20 protein-coding genes are annotated in these 22,275 nt (G+C 58.9%); 19 read left to right on the forward strand and 1 reads right to left on the reverse strand.

The features are described from left to right. Positions 1–410 precede the first annotated feature (410 nt). The 9 genes from PQR42_RS36180 to PQR42_RS36220 all read left to right on the forward strand — a co-directional run bounded on the left by PQR42_RS36180 (position 411) and on the right by PQR42_RS36220 (position 9,399). Positions 411–2,615 carry an OsmC domain/YcaO domain-containing protein gene (locus PQR42_RS36180; RefSeq protein WP_408390629.1) on the forward strand — a complete coding sequence of 735 codons (2,205 nt, stop codon included), beginning with the start codon at positions 411–413 and terminating at the stop codon, positions 2,613–2,615. 365 nt (positions 2,616–2,980) lie between these two features. Further along, the gene (locus tag PQR42_RS36185) at positions 2,981–3,259 is read left to right on the forward strand and encodes a YciI family protein (protein ID WP_408390632.1); all 279 of its coding nucleotides are present in this window, start codon (positions 2,981–2,983) and stop codon (positions 3,257–3,259) included. A gap of 934 nt (positions 3,260–4,193) precedes the next feature. Then, entirely contained in the window at positions 4,194–5,036 is an 843-nt protein-coding gene (locus tag PQR42_RS36190; protein WP_408390723.1) for a dioxygenase family protein, read from the forward strand. 14 nt (positions 5,037–5,050) lie between these two features. Continuing rightward, entirely contained in the window at positions 5,051–5,800 is a 750-nt protein-coding gene (locus PQR42_RS36195; RefSeq protein ID WP_408390634.1) for an SDR family NAD(P)-dependent oxidoreductase, read from the forward strand. A gap of 17 nt (positions 5,801–5,817) precedes the next feature. Further along, positions 5,818–6,699: a beta-keto acid cleavage family enzyme gene (locus PQR42_RS36200; RefSeq protein ID WP_408214945.1), complete on the forward strand. Its 882-nt coding sequence runs from the start codon at positions 5,818–5,820 to the stop codon at positions 6,697–6,699. Then, positions 6,696–7,235 carry a gamma carbonic anhydrase family protein gene (locus PQR42_RS36205; RefSeq protein WP_408214947.1) on the forward strand — a complete coding sequence of 180 codons (540 nt, stop codon included), beginning with the start codon at positions 6,696–6,698 and terminating at the stop codon, positions 7,233–7,235. Before PQR42_RS36200 ends, PQR42_RS36205 begins: the two co-directional genes overlap by 4 nt. Before the next feature lie 11 nt (positions 7,236–7,246). Then, a complete protein-coding gene (locus PQR42_RS36210) occupies positions 7,247–8,224 on the forward strand; it encodes a quinone oxidoreductase family protein (protein WP_408390636.1) in 978 nt (325 codons plus the stop codon). Continuing rightward, on the forward strand, positions 8,221–8,571 hold the full coding sequence (locus PQR42_RS36215; protein WP_408390638.1) for a cupin domain-containing protein: 351 nt from the start codon (positions 8,221–8,223) through the stop codon (positions 8,569–8,571). The genes PQR42_RS36210 and PQR42_RS36215 overlap by 4 nt, the downstream gene beginning before the upstream one ends. A gap of 60 nt (positions 8,572–8,631) precedes the next feature. After that, a complete protein-coding gene (locus PQR42_RS36220; protein WP_408446527.1) occupies positions 8,632–9,399 on the forward strand; it encodes a helix-turn-helix domain-containing protein in 768 nt (255 codons plus the stop codon). 18 nt (positions 9,400–9,417) lie between these two features. On the opposite strand, the gene PQR42_RS36225 is transcribed toward PQR42_RS36220, so the two are convergent. Continuing rightward, entirely contained in the window at positions 9,418–10,515 is a 1,098-nt protein-coding gene (locus PQR42_RS36225; protein WP_408390642.1) for a LacI family DNA-binding transcriptional regulator, read from the reverse strand. A gap of 316 nt (positions 10,516–10,831) precedes the next feature. On the opposite strand from PQR42_RS36225, the gene PQR42_RS36230 reads away from it, so the two are divergent. From PQR42_RS36230 to PQR42_RS36275, 10 genes are all read left to right on the forward strand, one after another. Next, a complete protein-coding gene (locus tag PQR42_RS36230; RefSeq protein ID WP_408214959.1) occupies positions 10,832–11,830 on the forward strand; it encodes a sugar ABC transporter substrate-binding protein in 999 nt (332 codons plus the stop codon). Between the two features lie 95 nt (positions 11,831–11,925). Then, complete coding sequence (locus PQR42_RS36235; RefSeq protein ID WP_408495086.1) at positions 11,926–13,437, forward strand: sugar ABC transporter ATP-binding protein; 1,512 nt, start codon at positions 11,926–11,928, stop codon at positions 13,435–13,437. Then, on the forward strand, positions 13,438–14,412 hold the full coding sequence (locus tag PQR42_RS36240; RefSeq protein WP_408214964.1) for an ABC transporter permease: 975 nt from the start codon (positions 13,438–13,440) through the stop codon (positions 14,410–14,412). Continuing rightward, complete coding sequence (locus PQR42_RS36245; protein ID WP_408214966.1) at positions 14,409–15,416, forward strand: ABC transporter permease; 1,008 nt, start codon at positions 14,409–14,411, stop codon at positions 15,414–15,416. The genes PQR42_RS36240 and PQR42_RS36245 overlap by 4 nt, the downstream gene beginning before the upstream one ends. Positions 15,417–15,932: 516 nt before the next feature. Continuing rightward, positions 15,933–17,051 carry a porin gene (locus PQR42_RS36250; protein WP_408390644.1) on the forward strand — a complete coding sequence of 373 codons (1,119 nt, stop codon included), beginning with the start codon at positions 15,933–15,935 and terminating at the stop codon, positions 17,049–17,051. Positions 17,052–17,159: 108 nt separating this feature from the next. Beyond that, positions 17,160–18,290: a YncE family protein gene (locus PQR42_RS36255; protein ID WP_408390646.1), complete on the forward strand. Its 1,131-nt coding sequence runs from the start codon at positions 17,160–17,162 to the stop codon at positions 18,288–18,290. A 149-nt stretch (positions 18,291–18,439) separates the two neighbouring features. Further along, positions 18,440–18,769, forward strand: coding sequence for a hypothetical protein (locus PQR42_RS36260; RefSeq protein ID WP_408390648.1), 330 nt, complete (start codon positions 18,440–18,442; stop codon positions 18,767–18,769). A gap of 173 nt (positions 18,770–18,942) precedes the next feature. Continuing rightward, on the forward strand, positions 18,943–19,506 hold the full coding sequence (locus tag PQR42_RS36265; RefSeq protein WP_408214976.1) for a GlcG/HbpS family heme-binding protein: 564 nt from the start codon (positions 18,943–18,945) through the stop codon (positions 19,504–19,506). A 39-nt stretch (positions 19,507–19,545) separates the two neighbouring features. Continuing rightward, positions 19,546–20,748, forward strand: a complete 1,203-nt coding sequence (locus PQR42_RS36270) for an acetamidase/formamidase family protein (protein ID WP_408390650.1) — start codon at positions 19,546–19,548, stop codon at positions 20,746–20,748. A gap of 102 nt (positions 20,749–20,850) precedes the next feature. Further along, complete coding sequence (locus PQR42_RS36275; protein WP_408390653.1) at positions 20,851–22,140, forward strand: MFS transporter; 1,290 nt, start codon at positions 20,851–20,853, stop codon at positions 22,138–22,140. The last annotated feature ends 135 nt before the right edge of the window (positions 22,141–22,275 follow it).

The following is a 22,275-nucleotide window of genomic DNA, read 5'->3' on the forward strand; positions in this document are numbered from 1 at the left end:
GATGATGCGGGCGTGCAGGTTGCGCCCGATCATGACTTCCGGACGCGTCGACTTCAATTCGAAACCGATGACAGCCGAGCGCTCGTCTAATCCCCGCGCGGCCTATTGAAGTTCCACCGCAGCCGACTATGCGTGGCTTACACGACTTTTTAAGGCGGGCGGCGTTGATCTCCCAATGCGGTCCACCTGGAGCCGTTGAGTGCCGGGAGGGAGCACCGGATCGCTGACGGTATCGGCGGGCGCAATGGGGCCCGAGCGAGGCTCAGCGTTGGGTTTGCGGCAGGCGGTTGTCAATTGAGGGGAGTAGAATCCCCTCCAGGAAACATCATTCGCTAGTTGACTGACTATCAAAGCCCTGTTTTTTACAGGGCTTTATATTTTATTTTGAGCACCATTTTTGGATTTTCCCCATGGAAATTAAGGTCAACTTTCTCGATAAGCTACGTCTTGAAGCCAAGTTCGATGACTTCACGGTAGTGGCCGACCAGCCTATCCGCTATAAGGGCGATGGCTCGGCGCCCGGTCCCTTCGATTATTTTCTGGCTTCATCGGCTTTGTGTGCAGCTTACTTTGTGAAGTTGTACTGCGTAACTCGCAATATTCCTACCGAAAATATCCGCCTGTCGCAGAATAATATTGTTGATCCGGAAAACCGGTACCAACAAATTTTCAAGATTCAGGTTGAGTTGCCGGCGGACATCTCCGACAAAGACCGCCAGGGTATTTTGCGTTCCATCGACCGTTGTACGGTCAAAAAAGTGGTGCAAGCCGGGCCCGAGTTTGTGATTGAAGAGGTGGAGAATCTCGATGCCGATGCTCAGGCGCTGCTGACTCTCAATCCCGATTCTGACGCCAGCACCTATATTCCAGGCAAAGACCTGCCGCTAGAGCAAACCATCGCCAATATGTCGGGCATTTTGGCGGGCTTGGGCATGAAGATTGAAATCGCTTCGTGGCGCAATATCGTTCCCAATGTGTGGTCGCTGCATATCCGCGATGCGCACTCGCCGATGTGTTTTACCAATGGCAAGGGAGCGACCAAAGAAAGCGCGTTGGCGTCAGCGTTGGGAGAGTTTATCGAGCGCCTGAATTGCAACCATTTCTATGGCGGCGCGTTTTGGGGCGAAGACATCGCCAATGCGGAGTTTGTACATTACCCGAACGAGCGCTGGTTCAAGCCTGGTCGCAAGGATGCGCTGCCGGCTGAGATTCTGGATGCGTATTGCCTGGAGATTTACAACCCTGATGGCGAGTTGCGTGGCTCGCATCTGATCGACACCAACTCCGGCAATGTGCAGCGCGGTATCTGTTCGCTGCCGTTCGTGCGGCAGTCGGACGGCGAAGTGGTGTATTTTCCGTCCAACCTGATCGAAAACCTGTATGTCAGCAATGGCATGAGTGCCGGTAATACGCTGGCCGAAGCGCAGGTGCAATGTCTGTCCGAAATTTTCGAACGAGCGGTAAAGCGCGAAATTCTGGAAGGTGAAATCGCATTGCCTGATGTGCCGCACGAAGTGCTGGCGAAATACCCTGGCATTCTGGCCGGGATTCAGGGATTGGAAGAGCAGGGCTTTCCGGTGCTGGTGAAGGATGCGTCGCTGGGTGGGACTTACCCGGTGATGTGCGTCACCTTGATGAACCCGCGGACAGGCGGTGTCTTTGCCTCGTTCGGCGCACACCCAAGCTTTGAGGTGGCACTGGAGCGGAGTCTGACGGAATTACTGCAGGGGCGTAGTTTTGAAGGCCTGAATGATTTACCTCAGCCCACCTTTGTCAGTAACGCCGTGACTGAACCAAATAACTTCGTCGAGCACTTCATTGATTCCAGTGGTGTAGTGTCGTGGCGCTTTTTCAGCGCCAAAGCCAATTTCGAGTTTGTTGAGTGGGATTTTTCTGGCCAGGGTGAAAACTCCAACGCCGAGGAAGCAGCCACCTTGTTCGGCATTCTCGAAGACATGGGGAAAGAAGCTTACATGTCGGTGTATGACCAGCTGGGTGCCGTAGCCTGCCGGATTCTGGTGCCCGATTATTCGGAGGTTTACCCGGTAGAGGATTTGATCTGGGATAACACAAACAAGGCGCTGCTGTTCCGCGCCGATATTTTGAACTTGCATCGACTGGACGATGCCGGCCTGGCAGCACTGCTTGAGCGGTTGGAGAACAGTGAGCTGGACGAGCACTCCGATATTGCCACTTTGATCGGCATCGAATTTGACGAGAATACGGACTGGGGGCAGCTAACAGTTCTCGAGTTGAAGCTGCTGATTCATCTCGCCTTGCAGCAATTTGAGGCGGCGCAGGAGCTGGTGGGAGCTTTCCTGCAGTACAACGACAACACGGTCGAGCGCGGATTGTTTTACCAGGCCTTGAATGTGGTGCTGGAGGTGCTACTCGACGACGACCTGGAACTGGACGACTACGCGGTCAACTTCCGTCGGATGTTTGGCAACGCTCGGATGGACGCGGTAATGGGGTCAGTGGATGGCAGCGTGCGCTTCTATGGGCTCACGCCAACAAGTATGAAACTGGAGGGTCTCGATAGGCACCACCGCCTGATCGACAACTACAAAAAACTGCATAAGGCGCGGGCCAATGTGGCGGCTACAGCCAGTTAGGGTTACGAGTCATGGCTGGGTGCGATGACGTCCTAGAAGTGAATTCCCTCCATCGCGGGGCTTCCTTCTCCTTTCCGGCGGCTTCGAGCATGCCCCAAAAAAACGGATCATTCGGTAAGCCATAGGACGTGTAGCGCATCCAGTTACGTCGCAAGAGATTGATACTGCATGAGCTTTCCAGCCGTAGAGGTCATTTCTGCATCCAGATGTGCGGGATTTGCAGAACGCAGAGCGCAAGGCGGCGCCTGAACCGGCCAACACATAGCCTGCTTCAAGGCAATGAAGCGATTGACCCTGACGGAATTCTTTGTGCAGCTCAGCAGGTGCATACCAATCCTGCCCGACTTCGATAGGAACTGAAAAACATGCATTGGATCGTTTTCTGCACCGATAGGCCTGGTGCCGCGGCCCTTCGCGAAGCCAACACCCCGAAGCATCGCGCGTATCTGGAGAGCGGACCGATCGCGCTTGTCACGTCTGGTCCATTGGTGGATGACGCTGGTGAGAACAAGATCGGTAGCTTCTTTCTTGTGGAGGCGCAAACACGCGGCGAAGTCGAGGCATTTAATCGCAATGACCCGCTCTTCGCAACTGGGCTCTGGGACGAAGTCAGGATTCACCGTTTTCATCGCCGGGTGGGTTAAACGATTGACAACCGGCGCGCTCCGACGAGCCCCGAGATGCGGCGCTCCCTGTTGGGCCGATGTTGTCCAATCCTGTAATGGGAGCCTCTCGGCGTCGAGTGTCTCCTGTAACGATTCATATCTCTCTGTCGGCAGAACCGCCGCTTGATACGTCTGATCCGTGTCGAGAGGGGCAGAGTGCGCCTGTATAGCGTGCCGATAGTTCAAAGCGCCCCACACCACGTTGTGCGTGACTCGCTCAACCACGGCGGGATTAATTGGACTCAGAGGTAAATGCGCGGGTTCTCCGGCCATGGCGCTCGAACGATATAGACGTAGGCGTCAGTTTGAGATCGGACGAGCAATTTACCGCGCGATAGCAAAGAGGCGACGATAGCATTTCCAACCTGACTCGCGCTGAGATGGTCGATCCAGCGGCGCGGGATTCACCAATGCGTTACGCGATAGTGAAAGCATTTCGGTGGTTTGTAAACAAATAATAATTGGTATTGCGAATGGAATAAGTAGTGGGATGCGCGATTGGCAGAGCAACGGAGACTGGGAATGAACAAGAAGATTATTGCTGTTTTAGCAGTTTCTCTCGCGATCGGCGAAGCGCATGCACAATCGAGCGTTACCTTGAGCTGGCTTTAGTTTCACGAATGGCATAGGCGCAAATGACAAATACCAGTGGGCATACCTGCTCAGCAAGGGACTCGTTTTATGGGGGGGCAAGCTCAAGGTGCAATCGGTCGCGCGACGCATGTCTTTTAGCGTCGTCCGGCACAGCAGAATAAGTAGGGTTAACTATGACATGTTTTGGCTTTGACATCGACATTTTTGCAATTTATCATGCAAACGATTGCATTGATGGAGAAACCCCGTGGAAGATTCAGACCATCTGAAGAACATCGTCGACGACGCCGCTTCGATAACCGCGGTTGTCAAGGCGGCCATGAACCAGACCGACAATCCTCGGCTCAAGGAGCTGCTCGACGCGCTAGTGGAGCACGGCCACGCGTTCCTGAAGCAGGTGCGGCTGACTGACGAGGAATTCGAGAAGGGCCTTGATTTCGTGAGAGCGGTAGGTCTGGCTTGCAACGATAAGCACAATGAGGTCGTTCTGCTCGCTGACGTGCTGGGTCTCTCGACCCTGGTTACGTTGCTGAACAACTCGGACGCAAGCGGCCGCACGCCGGGCGCCCTGTTGGGGCCGTTCTACCGGGGTGACTCGCCGCAATACGCGAATGGCGAGTGCATCGCATGCGAGAACTCACCCGGCTCTCCGCTCTTTGTGAACGGACGCGTGCTCAACACTAAGGGCGAGCCTGTTGCGAACGCCAAAGTCGACGTCTGGCAGGCCTCGCCAGTCGGCTTGTACGAAAACCAGGACTCGAGCCAGCCCGACAAGAATCTGCGCGGTCACTTCTACACCGACAGCCAGGGGCGGTTTACCTGCAAGAGCGTGCGTCCTGCCGGCTACCCTGTGCCCACTGACGGGCCGGTAGGCGTGCTGCTTGAAAAGCAGAATCGCCACCCATTCCGGCCGGCGCATCTGCACTTCGTGATCATCGCGGAAGGTTATGCAACCCTGGTCTCGCAAGTGTTCGCCGACGACTCGGAGCACCTGGATTCCGACGTCGTGTTCGGCGTCAACCGCCGTCTCGTCGGCACGTTCCAGCGCCACGATTCCGGCACGGGTCCGAGGCAGGACGTAGACAGGCTGTACTACACACTCGACTACGACTTCGTTCTTGCCGAAGGAACGCCCACGTACCCAACCCCCCCTATCAAGTAAAGCAGAGGTCTCACGTGTCAAACACACTTTCAGGGAAGGTCGCGGTCATCCTGGGCGGAACCGGAGGTATCGGCGCTGCTGCAGCACACCGTCTTGGGCAAGCTGGTGCCCGTGTCGTCGTTGTTGGACAGCATGACCTGGGCCGAGCGCAGCGCGTGGCCGACGGTCTGCCCGGCGAGGGCCACACCGCGGCGCTCGCGGCCATTACCGCGAGCGAGAGTCTGAACGCGTTGGCCGGGCTGGTGCGCGACCGCTATGGCCGCGCGGATATTCTCGTGAACACGGCGGGCTTCACCCAGCCCGTCAAACATTCCGACCTGAATGCGCTCACCGACGAATTGATCGATGAGATTCTGAAGGTCAACTGGCGCGGGCAATTCGCGGCCATCCGCGCTTTCCGCGAACTGCTCGATGCTTCAGGGGACGGCCTGGTCGTCAACGTTTCCTCGATTTCCGGCACGACGGGCAATGGCAGCAACATCGCTTACTGCGCGGCCAAAGCCGGTCTCGACGTGATGGCGGCGTCGCTTGGCCGCGCGCTTGCACCTCGCATTCGTGTCCTGAACGTGTCCCCGGGGGTGGTCGACACGTCGTTCGTTCCGGGTCGTGGCGATGACTTCAACGACAAGGTTGCCGCCACCACGCCGCTAGGCCGCATCGCGACGCCGGACGATATCGCGGCGGCCATCGAAGCCTGCGCCACTCATCTGAAATTCAGCACTGGAGTGACCATCGTCGTGGACGGTGGCCGTCGCCTGAACTAGTTGAAGCGAGGCCTAAAATGCATTCCCGCAAGACCATCATCACCTGTGCTGTAACAGGCAATATCACCAAACCGGAGCAGCACCCGGGTTTGCCGATCACCCCCGCGCAGATCGCGATCGCCTCGCTCGAAGCGGCATCCGCCGGCGCGGCCGCCGTTCACATCCACGTGCGCGATCCCGAGACGGGGCGGCCCTCAATGGATGTGGCGCTTTACCGGGAAGTCATCGAGCGCATCCGAGCGGTGAATGCCGATCTCATCATCAATCTCACAACGGGGCCGGGTGGCCGTTTTATTCCGAGCGACGACGACCCCAGAGTCGCGGCGCCAGGCACCACGTTGCTGCCGCCGGAAAGGCGTGTCGAGCATATTCTCGAACTCAAGCCGGACATCTGCAGTCTCGACCTGAACACGATGAACTCCGGCGGTGACGTTGTCATCAATACACCTAAGAATGTCACGCGCATGGCCAATGTCATCCGCGAGGCGGGCGTCAAACCTGAGCTCGAGATATTCGACTCTGGTGACTTGCACCTTGCGTTGGACCTGATCAAGGAGGGCGTTCTTGACGGGCCGGGGCTTTGGACCCTGGTGATGGGCGTCAAATACGGCTTCTCGGCTAGTCCGGAAACGCTTCTCTACGCGCGTAACCTGCTGCCGCGTCAGGCCGTCTGGTCGGCCTTCGGTGTCGGCCGTTCCGAATTTCCGATCGTCGCCCAGGCATGGTTGGCGGGCGGCCATGTCCGGGTCGGACTTGAAGACAATATTTACATCGCCAAAGGCGTGCTCGCCGAAAGCAATGCGGAGCTGGTCGCACGTGCGCGCGACATCGTGCATTCGCTGGGTGGCGAACTGGCGACCAGCCAGGAGGCGCGCGAGCTTCTGGGGCTGAAACGATGAGCGCGCTTCAGGGCGCGTCGGTATTCGGCGCGCCAGAGGTGGATCCGAGCGTCTACGTTGGCCATGGCACGACGCTAATCGGCGACGTGACCATCGGCCGACAGTCGTCCGTTTGGTACAACTGCGTGCTGCGCGGTGACGTCCAGAAAATTGTGATCGGCATGCGTACGAACATCCAGGACGGCACGGTCATCCACGGCACGACCAACGGTTTGCCAGTGATCATCGGGGATGACGTGACCGTTGGCCATGGCGCAATTTTGCACGCCTGCACCATAGAAAACGTGGGGTTTGTCGGGTTCGGTGCGCGTGTACTCGATGGGGCCGTCGTCAGGTCAGGCGGCATGCTGGCTGCAGGGGCGGTCCTCACGCCCCGCAAGGTAGTGGACGCGGGTGAGTTGTGGGCGGGAAATCCGGCGCGCCTGTTGCGCACGCTGAATGACGAAGAATTCGAGGGAATGGCAGCGTCTGCTGTCCGCTACGTGGCACTTGCCGAGCGCTATAGAACCGCCCGACCTGTCATCTTGACCTTTTAGGAAATAAAAAAATGAAAACAGTTCGTGTATTGGAAAAGAGCGCCGATATCGACTCACTCGATCTGCACATCGGCGCGCAAGACGCGCCGGACGTCGAGTTTGCCGAGTGTCTCGTGCGTGTGGTGAGTGCCGCGGTGAATCCGAGCGACGTGAAGGCCGTGCTGGGCTTCATGCCGCATGCGGTATGGCCACGCACGCCGGGCCGGGACTACGCCGGCGTTGTTGTCGAGGGGCCGCAAGAGATGCTCGGCAAGGAAGTGTGGGGCAGCGGCGGCGAGTTGGGTGTCCGGCGCGACGGCACGCATGCCGGCTATCTTGCTGTGCCCGTGGGCAGTGTGCGCGCCAAGCCGGCAAATCTGACCATGGAGGAGGCGGGCGCGGTCGGCGTTCCCTTCGTGACCGCCTTCGAAGGACTGCAACGAGCAGGCGGCGTGGAAGAAGGCGACGTCGTCCTCGTGCTGGGGGCGAACGGGAAGGTGGGGCAGGCCGCGATACAGCTTGCGACCCAGGCTGGGGCGACGGTGTTGGGTGTCGAACGTACGAATAAACCGTACATTGGCCATGCGAACGCCGACGTCACCATGATCGACGCCTCGTCGCAAAACATCGACGAGGTGGTCCTTCAATTGACAAATGGTCACGGCGCGGACATCGTGTACAACACAGTTGGCAGTCCATATTTTGAAAAGGCCAACAAGGCCATGGCCGTGCGCGGGACTCAGATTTTCATCTCTACCATCGAACGTCCGGTGCCGTTTGACATCTTTACGTTCTATCGGGGGCAGCATACCTATGTCGGCATCGATACGCTCGCACTCGACAGCACGGAAGGCGCGTTTATTCTCGACGCATTGCTGCCGGCATTCGAACGCGGCACGTTAAAGCCGTTTCCTATCGTTGAGAATTTTGTCTTCGATCTCTCCGACGCGGCGCTTGCGTATCAGGCTGTTTTCCGCGGCGCGGCTAACCGGGTTCTGCTCAAGCCATGAACGTAACCCGTTTCGAAGAGGCGCCGGAATATTTTCCGCCCAACCACTTTTCGATGCGGTGCGTCCGGCTTCAAGGTCATGAAGCCGGACCGGCGGAGTCGCTGTGGCTAGGCGTTTCGGCGATCGAGCCGGGCGGCTACACCACGTCGGATGCGTCGCCCGTTGAAAAACATTATGTGGTGCTGGAAGGTGAGGTCATTGTCGTGACGGATGAAGGCGAGGTTGTGCTCGCGGCCTTCGATTCGTGCCGCATTGCGCCGGGAGAACCGCGGGCATTGCAAAATCGTTCCCGCAGTCCGGCGAAGATTCTGTTGGCGATGCCGTTTGTGCGGCCTGAGCACTGCTGATGAGACGACGGCGGTGATAGGCCCTCGCGTGCTTCCCATGACGACCCGCAAGGGTTGCGCATGATGCATTCCAGCGGTGTTGTGACGGATATGCAGTTTGGCGCCGGTGAACAGGGGCATGCCCAAGCCGCCGCTGTCGGCTGCTTTCTCTATGTGCGGCAAGGCGGCGTGTGGATAACGGTGGGGCGACGCGCGTACTGTGTGACGCAAGGCAATGGCATCTGGCTTCCGCCGGCCGTCGCGCATAGCATCTCCACGACGTACGCAGCCGATATTTGCGCGCTTCGGATCGATACCGGCCTGCGTGCAGATTTCGTGCCGGCGGTGCGCGTTCTGAATTGCTCCGCGGTATTGATCGCGATCTTCTCGGCGACGCAACGATCGACTATCGAGCGCTCGTATGCAGCGGTCGTGGCTCTGATCGCCGATGAGTTGCGTGCGGGGCCTGAAACGGCCAGAAATTTTGCTGTCCGAATGCCGTCATCGGGAAGCCGTGTCGCGGCGCTATGCGACGCGCTGCTCGTGCATCCTGGCAAAGATATGGCGATCGAGGACGTAGCAAGCCGGACGGGCGTCAGTCGCCGTACCTTGAGCCGGATTTTTACCAAAGAACTGGGCGCCAGTGTCGGCCGATGGCGCCGGGAGGTGCAGGTAGGGGCGGCGATGTGCGCACTTGTGCATGGGATTTCCGTGGCGGAGACGGCCCGTGTTCTTGGATTTACATCGAGCGCGTTCTCGACGTTCTTTAAATCGCGGATCGGCAATTCACCACGCGAATGGCTCGCGCGTCAGAGCATCAGACCACCCGAACGAAGCGCTTCAGGTTGAACCTGAGCGCTTCTGTGCTCATTCCGCAGAAGCGGGCGCGGTTTTCGGCGTTCTCGCGCGTAGCGATGTGTTGCGTGGCACGGCGGTCGAGCCGCGAACCATCAGTTCGGGGGGGAGCGTAATGCGGTGTGGGGCCGTGCCCGGCGTCGCAATCATCCCGAGCAGCAGTCTTGCGGCCTGGCGGCCCATTTCCCGGTGCTGGATGCGCAGCGTGGTTAAGGGCGGATGGAGCATGTCGAGAAGCGGCATGTCGTTGTGACCGATGAGCGAAATATCTTTGGGGCACATCAGATGCAGTTCCGCAAACACGTCATAGCACCCCAGCGCAATCAGGTCATTCGCGGCAATGATCGCAGTCACGCTTCTGTGCTCCTTCAGCAACTGGTCGCATGCCACCCGGCCCGCTTCGCGCGTGAATTCGGCGGCTTCGAGGATGACCGTGCCGGTCAGGCGATGCTGCTGCGTCGCCATCTGGAAGCCCTGGATTCGCGAGAGCCCGGTTGCCAGGCGCTCAGGGCCGGCGAGATGCGCGATCCGTTTGTGCCCCAGCTCCACCAGGTGGTCGACCGCAAGCTTCATGGAGAGGAAATCATCGTTGATCACTTCCGGCACCTGTCCGCCTTCCTCCGCGCGATTGACCAGCACGACGGGTATGCCATCGAGAATGCAACGGCGTACTAATGGGTCATGACGGGCAGCGGTGGCGAGGACCAGGCCGTCGACCTGGCGCTCGAGCATCTGCTCAAGCATGCGCTCCTGGTCTTTCAACGTGCCAACGGTGTTGGCGATCAGGACGCCATAGCCAACGGCCGCGAGTTCTTCTTCGATGCCACAGACAATCGGAGGAAATACCGGGTTCTCGATATCGGGCAAGCACACGCCGACCACCCTGGACTGGCCTCCGCGAAGTGCGGACGCGAGCTTGTTCTGACGGTAACCCAGCGATTTCGCGGACGCCAACACTCTGCGGACGACTTCATCCCCGATCAGGTGACGGGTTGCGGGATTGAGGGCGCGCGAGACCGTCGACGCGTTGACTGATGCATGCAGCGCGACTTCTCGAATGGTGACGCGGCTCGTTGCCCGGGAGTCTGATGTTTTGGCCATGGAAGTCATTGTATAGGTGCAAAGGGTTGCTCTCAATGTTGCACGTACAAACCCTATGTGGTGCGTGTCATAAATGAATTGACAAAGGTGTTTGTCGGAATAGTATATGCATACGTTTGCATAAAGATTGTCACACAGCAGAAAGCCATTCATGGCATTCGAGACGCAGTAAAAGCTTAATAATCACTCGCGCGGAGGCAAACGATTGCATGAATTGTGCGCAAGATCGGAGGTGCTGCCCGGGTGCATTCCTGCAACCGGGCTGGCGTACCGGGTTCGGGCACTCGCTTGACCCTGCCAGGAAAACATTTAAACGGAGACGACCTTGAAACTGACGACAGAACTGACGAGCCGACTGGCTAAAAAACGCATTCTCATCACCTGTGCGTTCGCGCTGGGCATTGCCGCAGGGCCAAACGCATTTGCGACAGGCGAGAGCGTCGCGGCCTTCTACAAGAATCAGGTCGATCCGCATTTCGCGCTCGTCCACGCAGGCGTCGACGCGGCAGCAAAGGATCTCGGCGTTTCGGTGACCCACTACGCGCCGACGCGCCCCAATGATCTGGGCGAGCAGCTTAGCGAGCTCGAGGACGTCAGTGTCAGAAAACCCAACGTCGTGCTGTTCATGGGCGTCAATCCGCACGGCGTCGTTCCGGCGATCGAGAAGGTCAACGCGATCGGTATCCCGATCATCAACTACAACGATCGGGTGGCAGGCGGCAAGTTCGCCTCCGTCGTCGTTGCCGATGACTTCAACCTTGGGCTGGACGTCGGCCGCTATCTGCTGAAGAGCATGGACGGGAAAGGCAACGTCGTCATCCTTGAAGGCGTGAAGGGTTCCACCACGAGTGACGAGCGGGTGCGCGGTTTCCACAAGGCGCTGGAGGAGTTTCCGAACGTTAAGCTGCTCGCCTCGCAGCCTGCGAACTATCAGCGTTTGCAGGCACTTCAGGTCATGGAGAACCTGATTCAGTCGAATCCAAAAATCGACGGTGTTCTCGCGGCGGCGGACGTGATGGCGATGGGGGCGATCGAGGCATTGGAGGCGGCCGGGCAGAAGCAGGTCAAGGTGGTGGGTATCGGCGGCGTGCCGGAGTCGGTCAAAGCCATCAAGGACGGCCGGTTGCTGGCGACCGCCGAATTCAACGGCTACAAGATGGGCTGCATTGCCACGATGGCGGCCGTGAGGACGGTGCGTAAGGAGTCCGTTCCGCAGACCATTCTGATCAAGGGCATCGTCATCGACAAAACGAACTACGCACCGTTCGAAGTGCCGGGAGACAAACGGCAGTGTCCGAAATGGGGCGATGTCGTGAGTAACTAACGAGCCACGAGTTCGCGCTGTCGCGCTGCCGGATTTCGCTCGAGCGATACGCCGGCACCGCCAGTGACTGCTCAAGCCAAAAAATGAAGGCAAACATGGAAACAACGATTCCGAGCGATGGCGTGCCTCTTCTGGAATTGCGCAAGATCTGCAAGAGCTTCCCGGGCGTGCGCGCCCTGACTGACGTCGACCTTCAGTTGTATGCCGGTGAAGTGCATATGCTTCTCGGGGAGAACGGTGCAGGGAAGTCGTCCTTGATGAAGGTACTGTTTGGCGCGTACAGAGCCGACTCCGGCGAATTCTTCAGCAACGGCCAACCGATAACCATCGAGTCGCCTGCCGACGCCAGGCGACTCGGCATTGCGGTGATCTTCCAGGAGTTCTCCCTCGTACCGCATCTGACCATCGCGCAGAACATCTACCTGGGTCGCGAACCGCGCAACCGCTTTGGCCTGATCGATCATCGCAAGATGCATCTCGACGCCAGGGCCGCGCTCGAAGAACTTGGACTTGCCTACGATACCCACACGTACGCGGCCGATCTCGGCGTCGCGCAGCAGCAGATGGTGGAGATCGCGAAGGCGCTCTCGCACCATGCCCGCGTGGTGGTCATGGACGAGCCCACGGCGGCGATTTCCGACCGTGAGGCCGAGACGCTGTTCAGTGTCGTCAGGAAGCTGCGCGAGTCCGGTGCCGCAATTGTCTATATCTCCCATCGCATGAAGGAGGTGTTCGACCTGGGCGATCGCGTCACGGTACTGCGTGACGGCCGTCTGGTGCAGTCAATGCCGGCCACCGCGGCGACACCCGATGAACTGATCGCGTTGATGGTTGGCCGGTCAGTCGGGAGCGTGTACAAACGCCAATACTTTGGCGAGCCGGGCAAGGTCGCACTCGACGTACGCCAGTTGACCACCTTAACCGGCGTTCGAGGTGTCGATTTGCAGGTTCGATGCGGCGAGATCGTCGGACTCTCGGGACTTGTCGGCGCCGGGCGCACAGAGGTCGTGCGGGCGGTCTTCGGCGCGGACCCGATTCAAACCGGCCAGGTCACCGTCTTCGGGGAGGCTGTAACCGGCGGTCCTCACAAAGTCGCGGCGATGGGCGTGGGTCTGATTCCTGAGAACCGGAAGCAGGAGGGGTTGGCGCTGAAGCGTTCCGTGCATGAAAACCTGCTCACTTCCAGCCTGTGGAAACTCTTTCCGAAAGGGTGGTATCAAGCGGAGAAAGCAAGGAGTGCGACTAAAGCGCTTATCGACTCATTGCGGATCGCGCCGGGTGACCCGAACAAGTGCGCCCGTGTCCTGAGCGGCGGCAATCAGCAGAAGATCGTGATTGGCAAATGGCTCAGTGCCGGCTGCCGGCTGTTCATATTTGATGAGCCGACGCGCGGCATCGACATTGGCGCAAAGACGGAAATCTTCAACCTGATCGAAAACCTGATTAAAGACGGTGCCGCCGTTCTGCTCATCAGTTCTGAATTGACGGAGATCGTTCACGTTTGCGATCGCGCATACGTCATGCGCGAAGGCGTGATCTCAGGCGAATTGCCTAGAGAAAGCTTGAGCGAACAGAACATTCTTCGTCTGGCGATGCATGGGAGTTAAATGATGGAATTAACTGTTGAACGAGTCAGTGTGATACGAAAGCGACGGCCTGTGCCGTCGATTGTCACGGCGAGTGGCGCACTTGCGTTGGCGGCGGTGCTCGGCGTGCCCGGATTTGCATCGAGTGGCAACATCACCAATATCGGACTGCAGGTTTCAATCCTGCTCATGATTGCCATGCCGATGACACTGGTCATTTTGAGCGAGGGGCTCGACCTCTCCGTGGGCGCGCTTCTCAGTCTCTGTGCGGTCGTTTTCGCCCAGGCGCTGGGGTTAGGGTGGGGCATCGCGCCGGCGTTATGTGCCTCAGTCGCGGTGGGGATGCTGACCGGTCTCTTCAATGGCGCACTCATCGCGAAGCTGGGGCTTCCTCCCTTTGTGGTCACACTCGGCACGCTCGGCATTGCCCACGGTATCGCGCTAGTGCTGACGGACGGCAACGCCGTTGTCGTCGCGAACCCCAGCGTGGCCGAGCTCTACGTGTGGACTATTCTCGGCGTTCCGTTTCCGGTGATCTTTGCGCTCCTCGCGTATGCGCTCACTCATCTCCTGTTGTATCACACGCGGTTTGGCACCTATGTGTTCGCCATCGGCGGTAATCGGGATGCGCTGCTTCTTGCGGGTATCAAGGCCAAAGTCTTTCATATTGCGATCTATGCCTTCAGCGGCTTGATGGTCGGCCTGGCGGCGCTGGTGCTGGTCGGCCGAATGAATTCGGCTGAGCCTGCCTCGGCGATCGGCATGGAGTTCGATGCGATTGCGGCCGTGGTCCTCGGTGGCACGTCTTTCGAGCGTGGCGAAGGATGGTTGTTCGGCACAGTCATGGGCGTGTTGACGATCGGCGTTTTGCGCAATGCCTTGAATCTGCTTGGCGTTGAGTCTTCTCTTCAGGTTGTTTCCGTCGGGATGCTGGTACTGCTTGTCGTTGTTATCGATAGCGTGCGCAAGTCCAGAGTCAATGGAGCGAAAGCATGAGTATCCTGAACAACTCCCGCTTGGCGTGGTCCCGCGTCAGCCAGTTGGATGTGCGCCATCATGTCCGCGAGGAAATCGCCACGCTGATCTATCGCGCCGCACTCATTGTTCTGATTGCGATGGTATTGGCGTTCGCGACTTCTGCGTTCTCCACGGCCCCTAATCTGCTTAACGTTCTGCGTCAGGCCAGCCTGATGTTCCTGCTTGCCTCCGGGCTCACGCTGGTGATCCTGTCTGGCGGGTTTGATCTCTCGATCACGGCCAATCTAACGCTGTCGGCCTGTCTTGCGGCCGGTGTCATGAAGACAGGCGGGTCGCCGGTCCTGGCGGCCGCAACCGCGCTATCGTGCAGTACGCTGATCGGGCTGCTCAACGGGATGGCCGTGACGTTGCTGCGGCTTCCACCGTTTCTCGCCACCTACGGGATGCTTTGGGTCGTTCAGGGGCTCGCGTTTCATTACATGGGCGGTAACGAAATTTACGGCTTTCCGACGGGGTTCAGGGCACTGGGCACCGGATTCCTCGGTGGCATACCGCTGCCTGTCTACATGATGGTCTTCGTGCTGATTGGTGCGACGATCGTCACGGGAGGGCTCAATTTCGGTCGGGAGATCTACGCGATTGGCGCCAACAGCGAGGTTGCGAGACTCTCAGGCATACCGGTGCGCCGGCGAAAAATTGCTGTCTATACGATAAGTGGCTTGATGTCCGGGATCGCCGCGCTCATCTATCTCGCACGGGTGAATGCCGCAGATTCAGCCATGGGCGAGCCGCTTCTGCTTCCCGTTATCGCGGCCATACTGATTGGTGGCACGTCCCTGTTCGGTGGCGCAGGGAGCTTGCTGGGCACGTTGTCCGGGTGCCTCATGCTCGCGCTCGTGATCGACGGGATGAATCTCCTGAACCTCAACGCAAACTGGCAGCCATTGATCGTTGGCGCCGTTCTGCTCATTGCCGTACTCGCTGACGTGCTCGGACGGGGCAGAAAAGAGCGGATCGGTTGACTCCGCCGGGCGACAAATGACCTCAGGGTTGTTTGTCGCGCATTGTGTTGTTCGTCTTGCACGCCCTTTGCCGCCGTTGTCGCAATTTCTCGCAACCGTCAGTCGCGAAAACGGACTGTTTGATAAGCGGCGAGACTTCGAGGTCAAGGACTTTAACCCGATGTTCCGTATTATCTGGATAACGATCCGGTCGACCCAAACGTGATCGGTAACGAGATCAGTTGAGGACGCACCGGAAGAATAAGGCGGGCAACGGATCTTAAATGCGAGTCATTTGGCAATCGATTGCATCGGTATTGCATAGGTAAATCCTAAGGAAAGATTTGGCGCGGCGGTGGGTCGGAATGCCGGCTAAGGCGACGAACGAGGCAATCTGGCTGTCTTGCAGGTGCGTCGTGTGTTTCTTTTAGCTTGTCTTTCTTTCCCAAACGATTCGTACAACGAATATATAAATGCGAGCTGTGAAGTCGGAAGCGGCTGGCAGTGAATCCATTACTAAGAGCGAGTGAGGAAGACATGAAACGAAGGCTGATTGCCGCGGTCATTGGTGCGGGGCTGTGCAGCGCTAGTTTGAGCTGTGCGAGCTTTGCGCAGAGCAGCATCACGATGGCGGGCAAACTGGACGACGGTATCACGTTCGTCGACAACGAAGGCGGTCACCACAATTACAAGGCCGATAGCGGCGTGCTCTTTCCAAATCTATGGATATTGACGGGCACCGAGGATATGGGCGGCGGCATCAAGACGGTGTTCAAGTTGTCGTCGCTGTTTAACCTGAACAACGGTCAGCTCAATCAGCCGAACACCTTATTTGGCCAGCAGGCATGGGTGGGTCTGCAGACCGATTACGGCACGCTGACAATGGGCAGGCAGTTCGACTTCAGCGCGGATTTCTTTGGGCAGTTCAACGTGGGCGCCTCCGGCAGTGGTTACGCGATCCATCAGGGCGACTTCGACCACACCAACAATGACCGCTTGAACAACTCCATCAAGTACACGAGTCCTGTGTGGGGCGGCTTCACGTTTGGCGCGATGTACGGTTTTAGCAATACGCCGGGAAGTTTTCATGACGGAAGCGGTTGGAGTGCCGGTTTCCAATACGCCAATGGACCTCTGATTGTGGGGGCAGCGTACACGTACGAGGCCAAGCCCACGCTGGATCCTTATGCGCAAATTGGTGTCCACACGTTCTTCAATGTACCTGTCGCCTCTGTATCGGGCAATACCGCGACCGATCTGATGCCCGAGTTCCAGATCAGCTCTCTGGGAACGTTCGGGATCGGCGCATCGTACGCGATTGGAGACTTCACGCTCTACGGCGACTTCAGCGACACCGTCCTGAAGTACCAGGCCCAGACCTCGGTCATGCATGTCTATGAAACCGGGACGACGTATCAGGTCACGCCGGCCACGCAACTGGTTCTGGGTTATCAGCACACCGGCTTCGAAGGCCACACGTGGAATCAGGTGACTGCAGCGGCGCTTTATTCGCTGTCGAAACGGACCCAGGTTTATATCTCCTCGGATTACCTGAAGGCGTCATCCGGCGTGGACCCCGTCATCGGCGGGAGTTTCGCGCCCTCGCTGGCAGGTCAGCAGGCTGACGTGCGAATCGGCATGTATCACGCTTTCTAAGCACCCTTATTTCGCAGGTTTGTCTGCGCTGCGATAGCCGAATTGGGGAACTGCCCCCCGTCCCAGCTGCGGCTGGAAATTTTAACGATTGATTGGAGGAGTCAACACATGAAACGTACATACCTTGGCCTGGCTTTAGCGGGTACTTTCGCGGTCGGCGCTTATACGTGGGCGAGCAGCGCGGCGGAGACCGCGCCCAAATGGGTTGCGAATATTCCGGTGACGAGCGCCAAGCCGTTCGGCTTCGACATCAGTGCGTCGGCGGACGGCAAGTACTACCTGGCTGACGGGGCGAACGCCACGCTGGACGTGTTCGACACAAAAACGGCCACGCTGCTCGACCAGATTTCGGCGAACTTCGCCGGCATCGGACCCAGCCATGACAAATCGGGACCATCGGGGGTCACGCCGGTGCCGGGCACGTCGCTGGTGTACGTCGGGGACGTCAACTCGGTCAAGGTGATCGACGTCGCAACCAAAAAGCTGGTTAAGACCATTACGGTCAGCACGTCCGGTATTCGCGCCGACGAGAGCTGCCTGGACCCTGAGCATCATGTCGTGATGTTCTCGAGCGGCGCAGAGGAACCGCCTTTTGCCACCTTCATCAATACCGAGAGCCAGGAAGTGATCGGGAGACTCTCGTTGAAGGACTCGACCGGCCTTGAAGCGTGCGCGTATGACCCGAAGGGCAAGAACTTCCTGTTGAACAACGATGGTACGAAAGCCAACCCGAAAGGGGAGGTCGATGTGATTCCGGTCGCGTCGGTTCTCGAAGGCAAGCCTGTCGTTGCGAACGTTTTCTCGCTGAAGGGTTGTGAAGGCCCGACCGGCCTCGCGATGGGCCCGGGCAACGATGCACTGATCGGATGCGATCCGGACGAGGGCGGCAAGCAGACTACGGTGATCATCGACCGTACAAACGGCAAAACCGTCGCCGAGTTGCCGTTCGGCGGCGCGGACGAAGTCGTGTACGACCCGGTGTCCAATCGTTACTTCCTCGCCGCCGGTCACCGCTCGGCCGACAACGTCTCCCAGGTTGGCAGCAAGACGGCGAAGTTCGACCCGGCACTCGGCATTATCGACGCCGCTACGCGCAGCATCGTCGCGATTGTTCCGACCACGATGGGCGCGCACTCGGTGGCGGTGGACGGTGAGTCTCATCGTGTCTTCGTGCCCCACGGACCGGGTCACTCGGAGCAGTTTGCGGGTGCGGGCGTAGCGGTATTCGCGACCGAGTAAGCGCCCCTGTAGATGTTGCCGCGTGTGACTCGCAGTCGGACCATAGTCGGACCGTCGCCATTTCCCCAGGACTTCATCGAGTAGTCCTGGGGCGCCGTGCAGTACTGTCCCGCTGCCCTCAGTAATTCAACTTTCAAAGAGACTCAATCATGGTCCAGTTTCGTGCAGTTTCAGCTGCACTCGTCGTATCGCTTGGTTTGGTGCTTATCGAGGCGCCTGTGGCGACGGCTCAACAGACTAGTGGCGAGCAGGCGTCCTCCTCCATGGGCGCATCAACGCCAAAGCAGATCGCCAAAGCCCAACGGAAGGCTGCTAGCAAGGCCCGGCGGGAAAAGAAGAACGCCGAGTTGAAGGCTCTCGAGAAGAACGGCTATCGAGAGTCAGGCAATCAGGATAACTATCCGCAAAATCTCATGGACGCGGAGCGTAAGGCCGCTGCATCGAAACCTGCTACACCGGCGTCCGCATCGGGTCAATAACACCCTCAACTTTAAGGGTGACGTTGGGGGCTAAGTCCTCAGCGATAAGCCCGATCAAGAATTATCGGACTTGTTGGTAAGCGCGCAATCTTTCTGGTTATAGGGACGCGCGCTCCCCAGCATAAGCTTCATCTATCGAGCGGTGCTCGAGGTGTCATGAAGAGGAGACTAGCTTGAGATTCCGTCGTTCAGCTCCGTCAAACAAGGCTGGATTAGCCACATTGCTGGGTTCGGCGTGCCTCGTTTTTCTGAGCAACGTTTGCGCCGCCGACACGACTCAAGCGCAGCAGGCAGCGCCTCCGCTTGCAAGCTATTCGCTGAGTATCAAGCAGGCAATGAAGCTTGTCGACATTGCAACGGCAACTGCGCAGAGCCGCCATCTCGCGATGAGTTTCGCCGTGCTCGACCCGGGAGGCCACCTCATCATGGCTGTACGCATGGACGGCGCGCCATTTGCCAGCGTTGATTTCGCCCGCGGCAAAGCTTTCGCCTCCGTTGCGCTCGGTGGCCAGTCTGGCGCAACGCTGGAGCAGCGCTTCAAAGACGATCCTTCGGAGTACAGCAATGTTTCCGGCGCTGGGTATTTCGCCCCGTTTCTGCCGGCACGGGGTGTGTTTCCTGTTTTTGTCGACGGGCATCTGTTAGGTGCCGTTGGCGCGAGTGGTGCGCCCTCGGAGATCGATGATCAGGTCGTCAAGGGTGCAATTGAAGCAATCGGCGCAACGACTGTGCGATGACACGTCGTGTCCTATTGAAACGATATTGGGAAGATTTTCATGAAACGCGAAACAGAACAACGCGATGCAGTGGGCGTAACAGGCGTCGCGGACGGCAGGCATGCCTCGACATGTGACGCCACCGACGCTTGCCGCCGATCGATTCTGAAGCTTGGTTTCGGTGCGTTTGCGGCCGGTGCTTTAGGTTTGTCCGGCGCAGCTCGCGCGCAGAGCGGCTCGTCGCAAGGGGCGGCTGTCGCGGCAGCCTCGCGCGAAGGTCAGACCATCAAACTGGTGCCGTCGCTGGACACGGTCAAGGTCGGTCAGATCGAGCCTGGCGCGCCGACTGCGGTCACGATCAAGTCGGGCGATACCGTCTGGTATGACGGCACGTGGACCAATTGGGGCAATGAGGCCAAGTATGGGCTGACCTTCAAGGAGCGCGAGCCGATCCGCAAGAAGTACCCCAACGGTCCCTTCTCGTTGATTGGGCCCGTCTCGATCATCGGTGCCGAAGCGGGCGATCTGGTCGAGTGCCGTATGTTGAAGATGCGGCCGATCGACTGGGGCTGGAATTCCGCGCCTCCCGGTGTCGGTGCATTGCCCCACGATTTCAAGCCTTACCTGCGCTATCTGAAATTCGACAAGGACAGGACCGCCGCAGCATATGTGCCAGGCGTCAATATTCCGCTGCAGCCATTTCAGGCGTATATCGCCACGCAGCCAGCCGGAGAGAAACCCATCAGCGCGAATCTCGCCGGCAACTACGGCGGCAATCTGGACTGTGCCGTGCTGGGGGTGGACACGTCGATCTTCCTGCCTGTACAGGTAAGCGGTGCGCGGGTGTGGACGGGCGGCTCCATGGGAGCCTCGGGTGAAGGCAACGTCGATCAGACCTCGATTGAGACTGCCTTCGAAGAGATGCGCATCCAGTACATCCTGCACAAAGGCGCCGCACTGAATGTGCCGATGGCGGAGACCCCCGACCACTGGATCGGCTTCGGGTTTTCCGACTCCCTCGAGAATTCACTGGTTGCTTGCCTGCGCCAGATGATCAGCTGGCTGTCCGCCGCCAGTGGCATTGCACCGGAAGATTGCTACGGAATCTATAGCGTGGCAGGCAGCTTCCGTGTGACGCAATACGCCAATCAGACCGGAACGGTCTACTCGACCATTCCGCCCAAGGGTATTCATTGCATGCTTCCCAAGCGCATTTTTACCCCCGCGCTGCAGCAACGCATCGCAGCGTCTATACGGGCCTGAGTCCATGGTGGTGCGTCAGTTCAACAGGTGTGTACTCGCGCCTGGCTACAGCATGTCAGCCTGGTCGCGTACCCGTGCGCGAGTTGCAAAGGAGATGATTCGATGATTGCAAAAGACCCGAAGCCGTCCATGGAAGGCGGCCTGGCCAAAACACGCCGCGTGGGGCCAGTGCTGGCCCTGCTGGTGTGCTTCCTGGTGATCGTTCTGGACGGATTCAACACCACGTCGATCTCCTTTGTCGCGCCGAGGCTCGCATATGAATGGCATCTGGCGCCGGCGCTCTTCACCACCGTGTTCGTGGCGACGAACATTGGCGCGGCGATCGGCTTCATGATTTCTGGGCCGCTCGCTGAACGTTTCGGACACCGTTACATTGGCGTCGCGAGCGTTGTGCTATTCGCCGGGAGCACGCTCGTGACGGCGTACGCGACCAATATCGCCAGCGTGTCCGTCATGCGCCTTGCCGCAGCCATCGGTTTGGGCGCGGCACTGCCGATCGCCATTACGGCGGCGGCCGGCATCATTGGCGCGAAGCACAAGGTGGCGGCGTCCCTGCTCGTTACGACTGGCATGTCCGTGGGCGCGGTCACGGGCGGCGTGGCAGGTGGTCCTCTGATGAGTCACTTTGGCTGGCAGTCCGTCTTTGTGACCGGCGGGATCCTGCCTTTCCTGCTGGTTGTTGCGTTCTTTCGCATCCTCCCCGCGCGCAGCCCGGTGGCCGCGGATGCCGCCGGCGTGCGTGTGCCTAACCCGCTCAAGGCGTTGTTCGAAAATGGTCTGGGCGCCTATACGTGCCTGCTGTGGCTGTTTTCATTCCTGATCTTCATGGACGTCTATGCGTTGCTGTTCTGGGTGCCGACGCTGCTCGTCGACTTCGGCTTCTCGGCGGACCATGCGTCAGTCGGTATGGCGGCCTTCAGTATCGGTGGTCTCAGCGGCAACGTCCTGATGACGGTGGCGGTCACGATGATGACGCTTGCCGGCAGGCTCAGGGTGAAATCGGCGCTGGTTGTGGGACTGTTGCTGGTGATTATCAGCGTCGGCAGCCTTAGCCAGGTGGCGGTGACGCCGGCTATCGTGCTGCTGTTCATCGGTGTGATCGGCGCTGGTCTGGTCAACGGCATCATGGGTCAAACCGCGCTCGCTGTCGCCTTCTATCCGCCGGAGATTCGTGCAACCGGGGTGGGCTGGGGGCATGCGATCGGGCGGGTCGGTTCCTTCGTGGGACCGGCGATTGGTGGAGGCTTGCTGTCGCTCGGTTGGCCGGTGCGCGAGATTCTCCTCACCTCCGTTGCGCCGGCCTGCGCGGCGATCTTCGCACTCGGCGCCCTGTCGCTGGTCGGTCGCAGAGCGGTTCAAAAGTTTCCCGACAGCGCCTTGGCGGAGAACTGAGACTCGCCACGTCGTGCTTGGCTCACTGACAAGTCGTCCATTGGGTTCGCAAACGCCGGCGCGCTACTGGCGTCAACGATGCACCTGGGACAGCGCGCCTACATTCAGACGACAGATCCAGCTTTTTAATCCAAC

The organism is Paraburkholderia sediminicola (assembly GCF_046027355.1).
GTDB classification, from domain to species: domain Bacteria; phylum Pseudomonadota; class Gammaproteobacteria; order Burkholderiales; family Burkholderiaceae; genus Paraburkholderia; species Paraburkholderia sediminicola_B.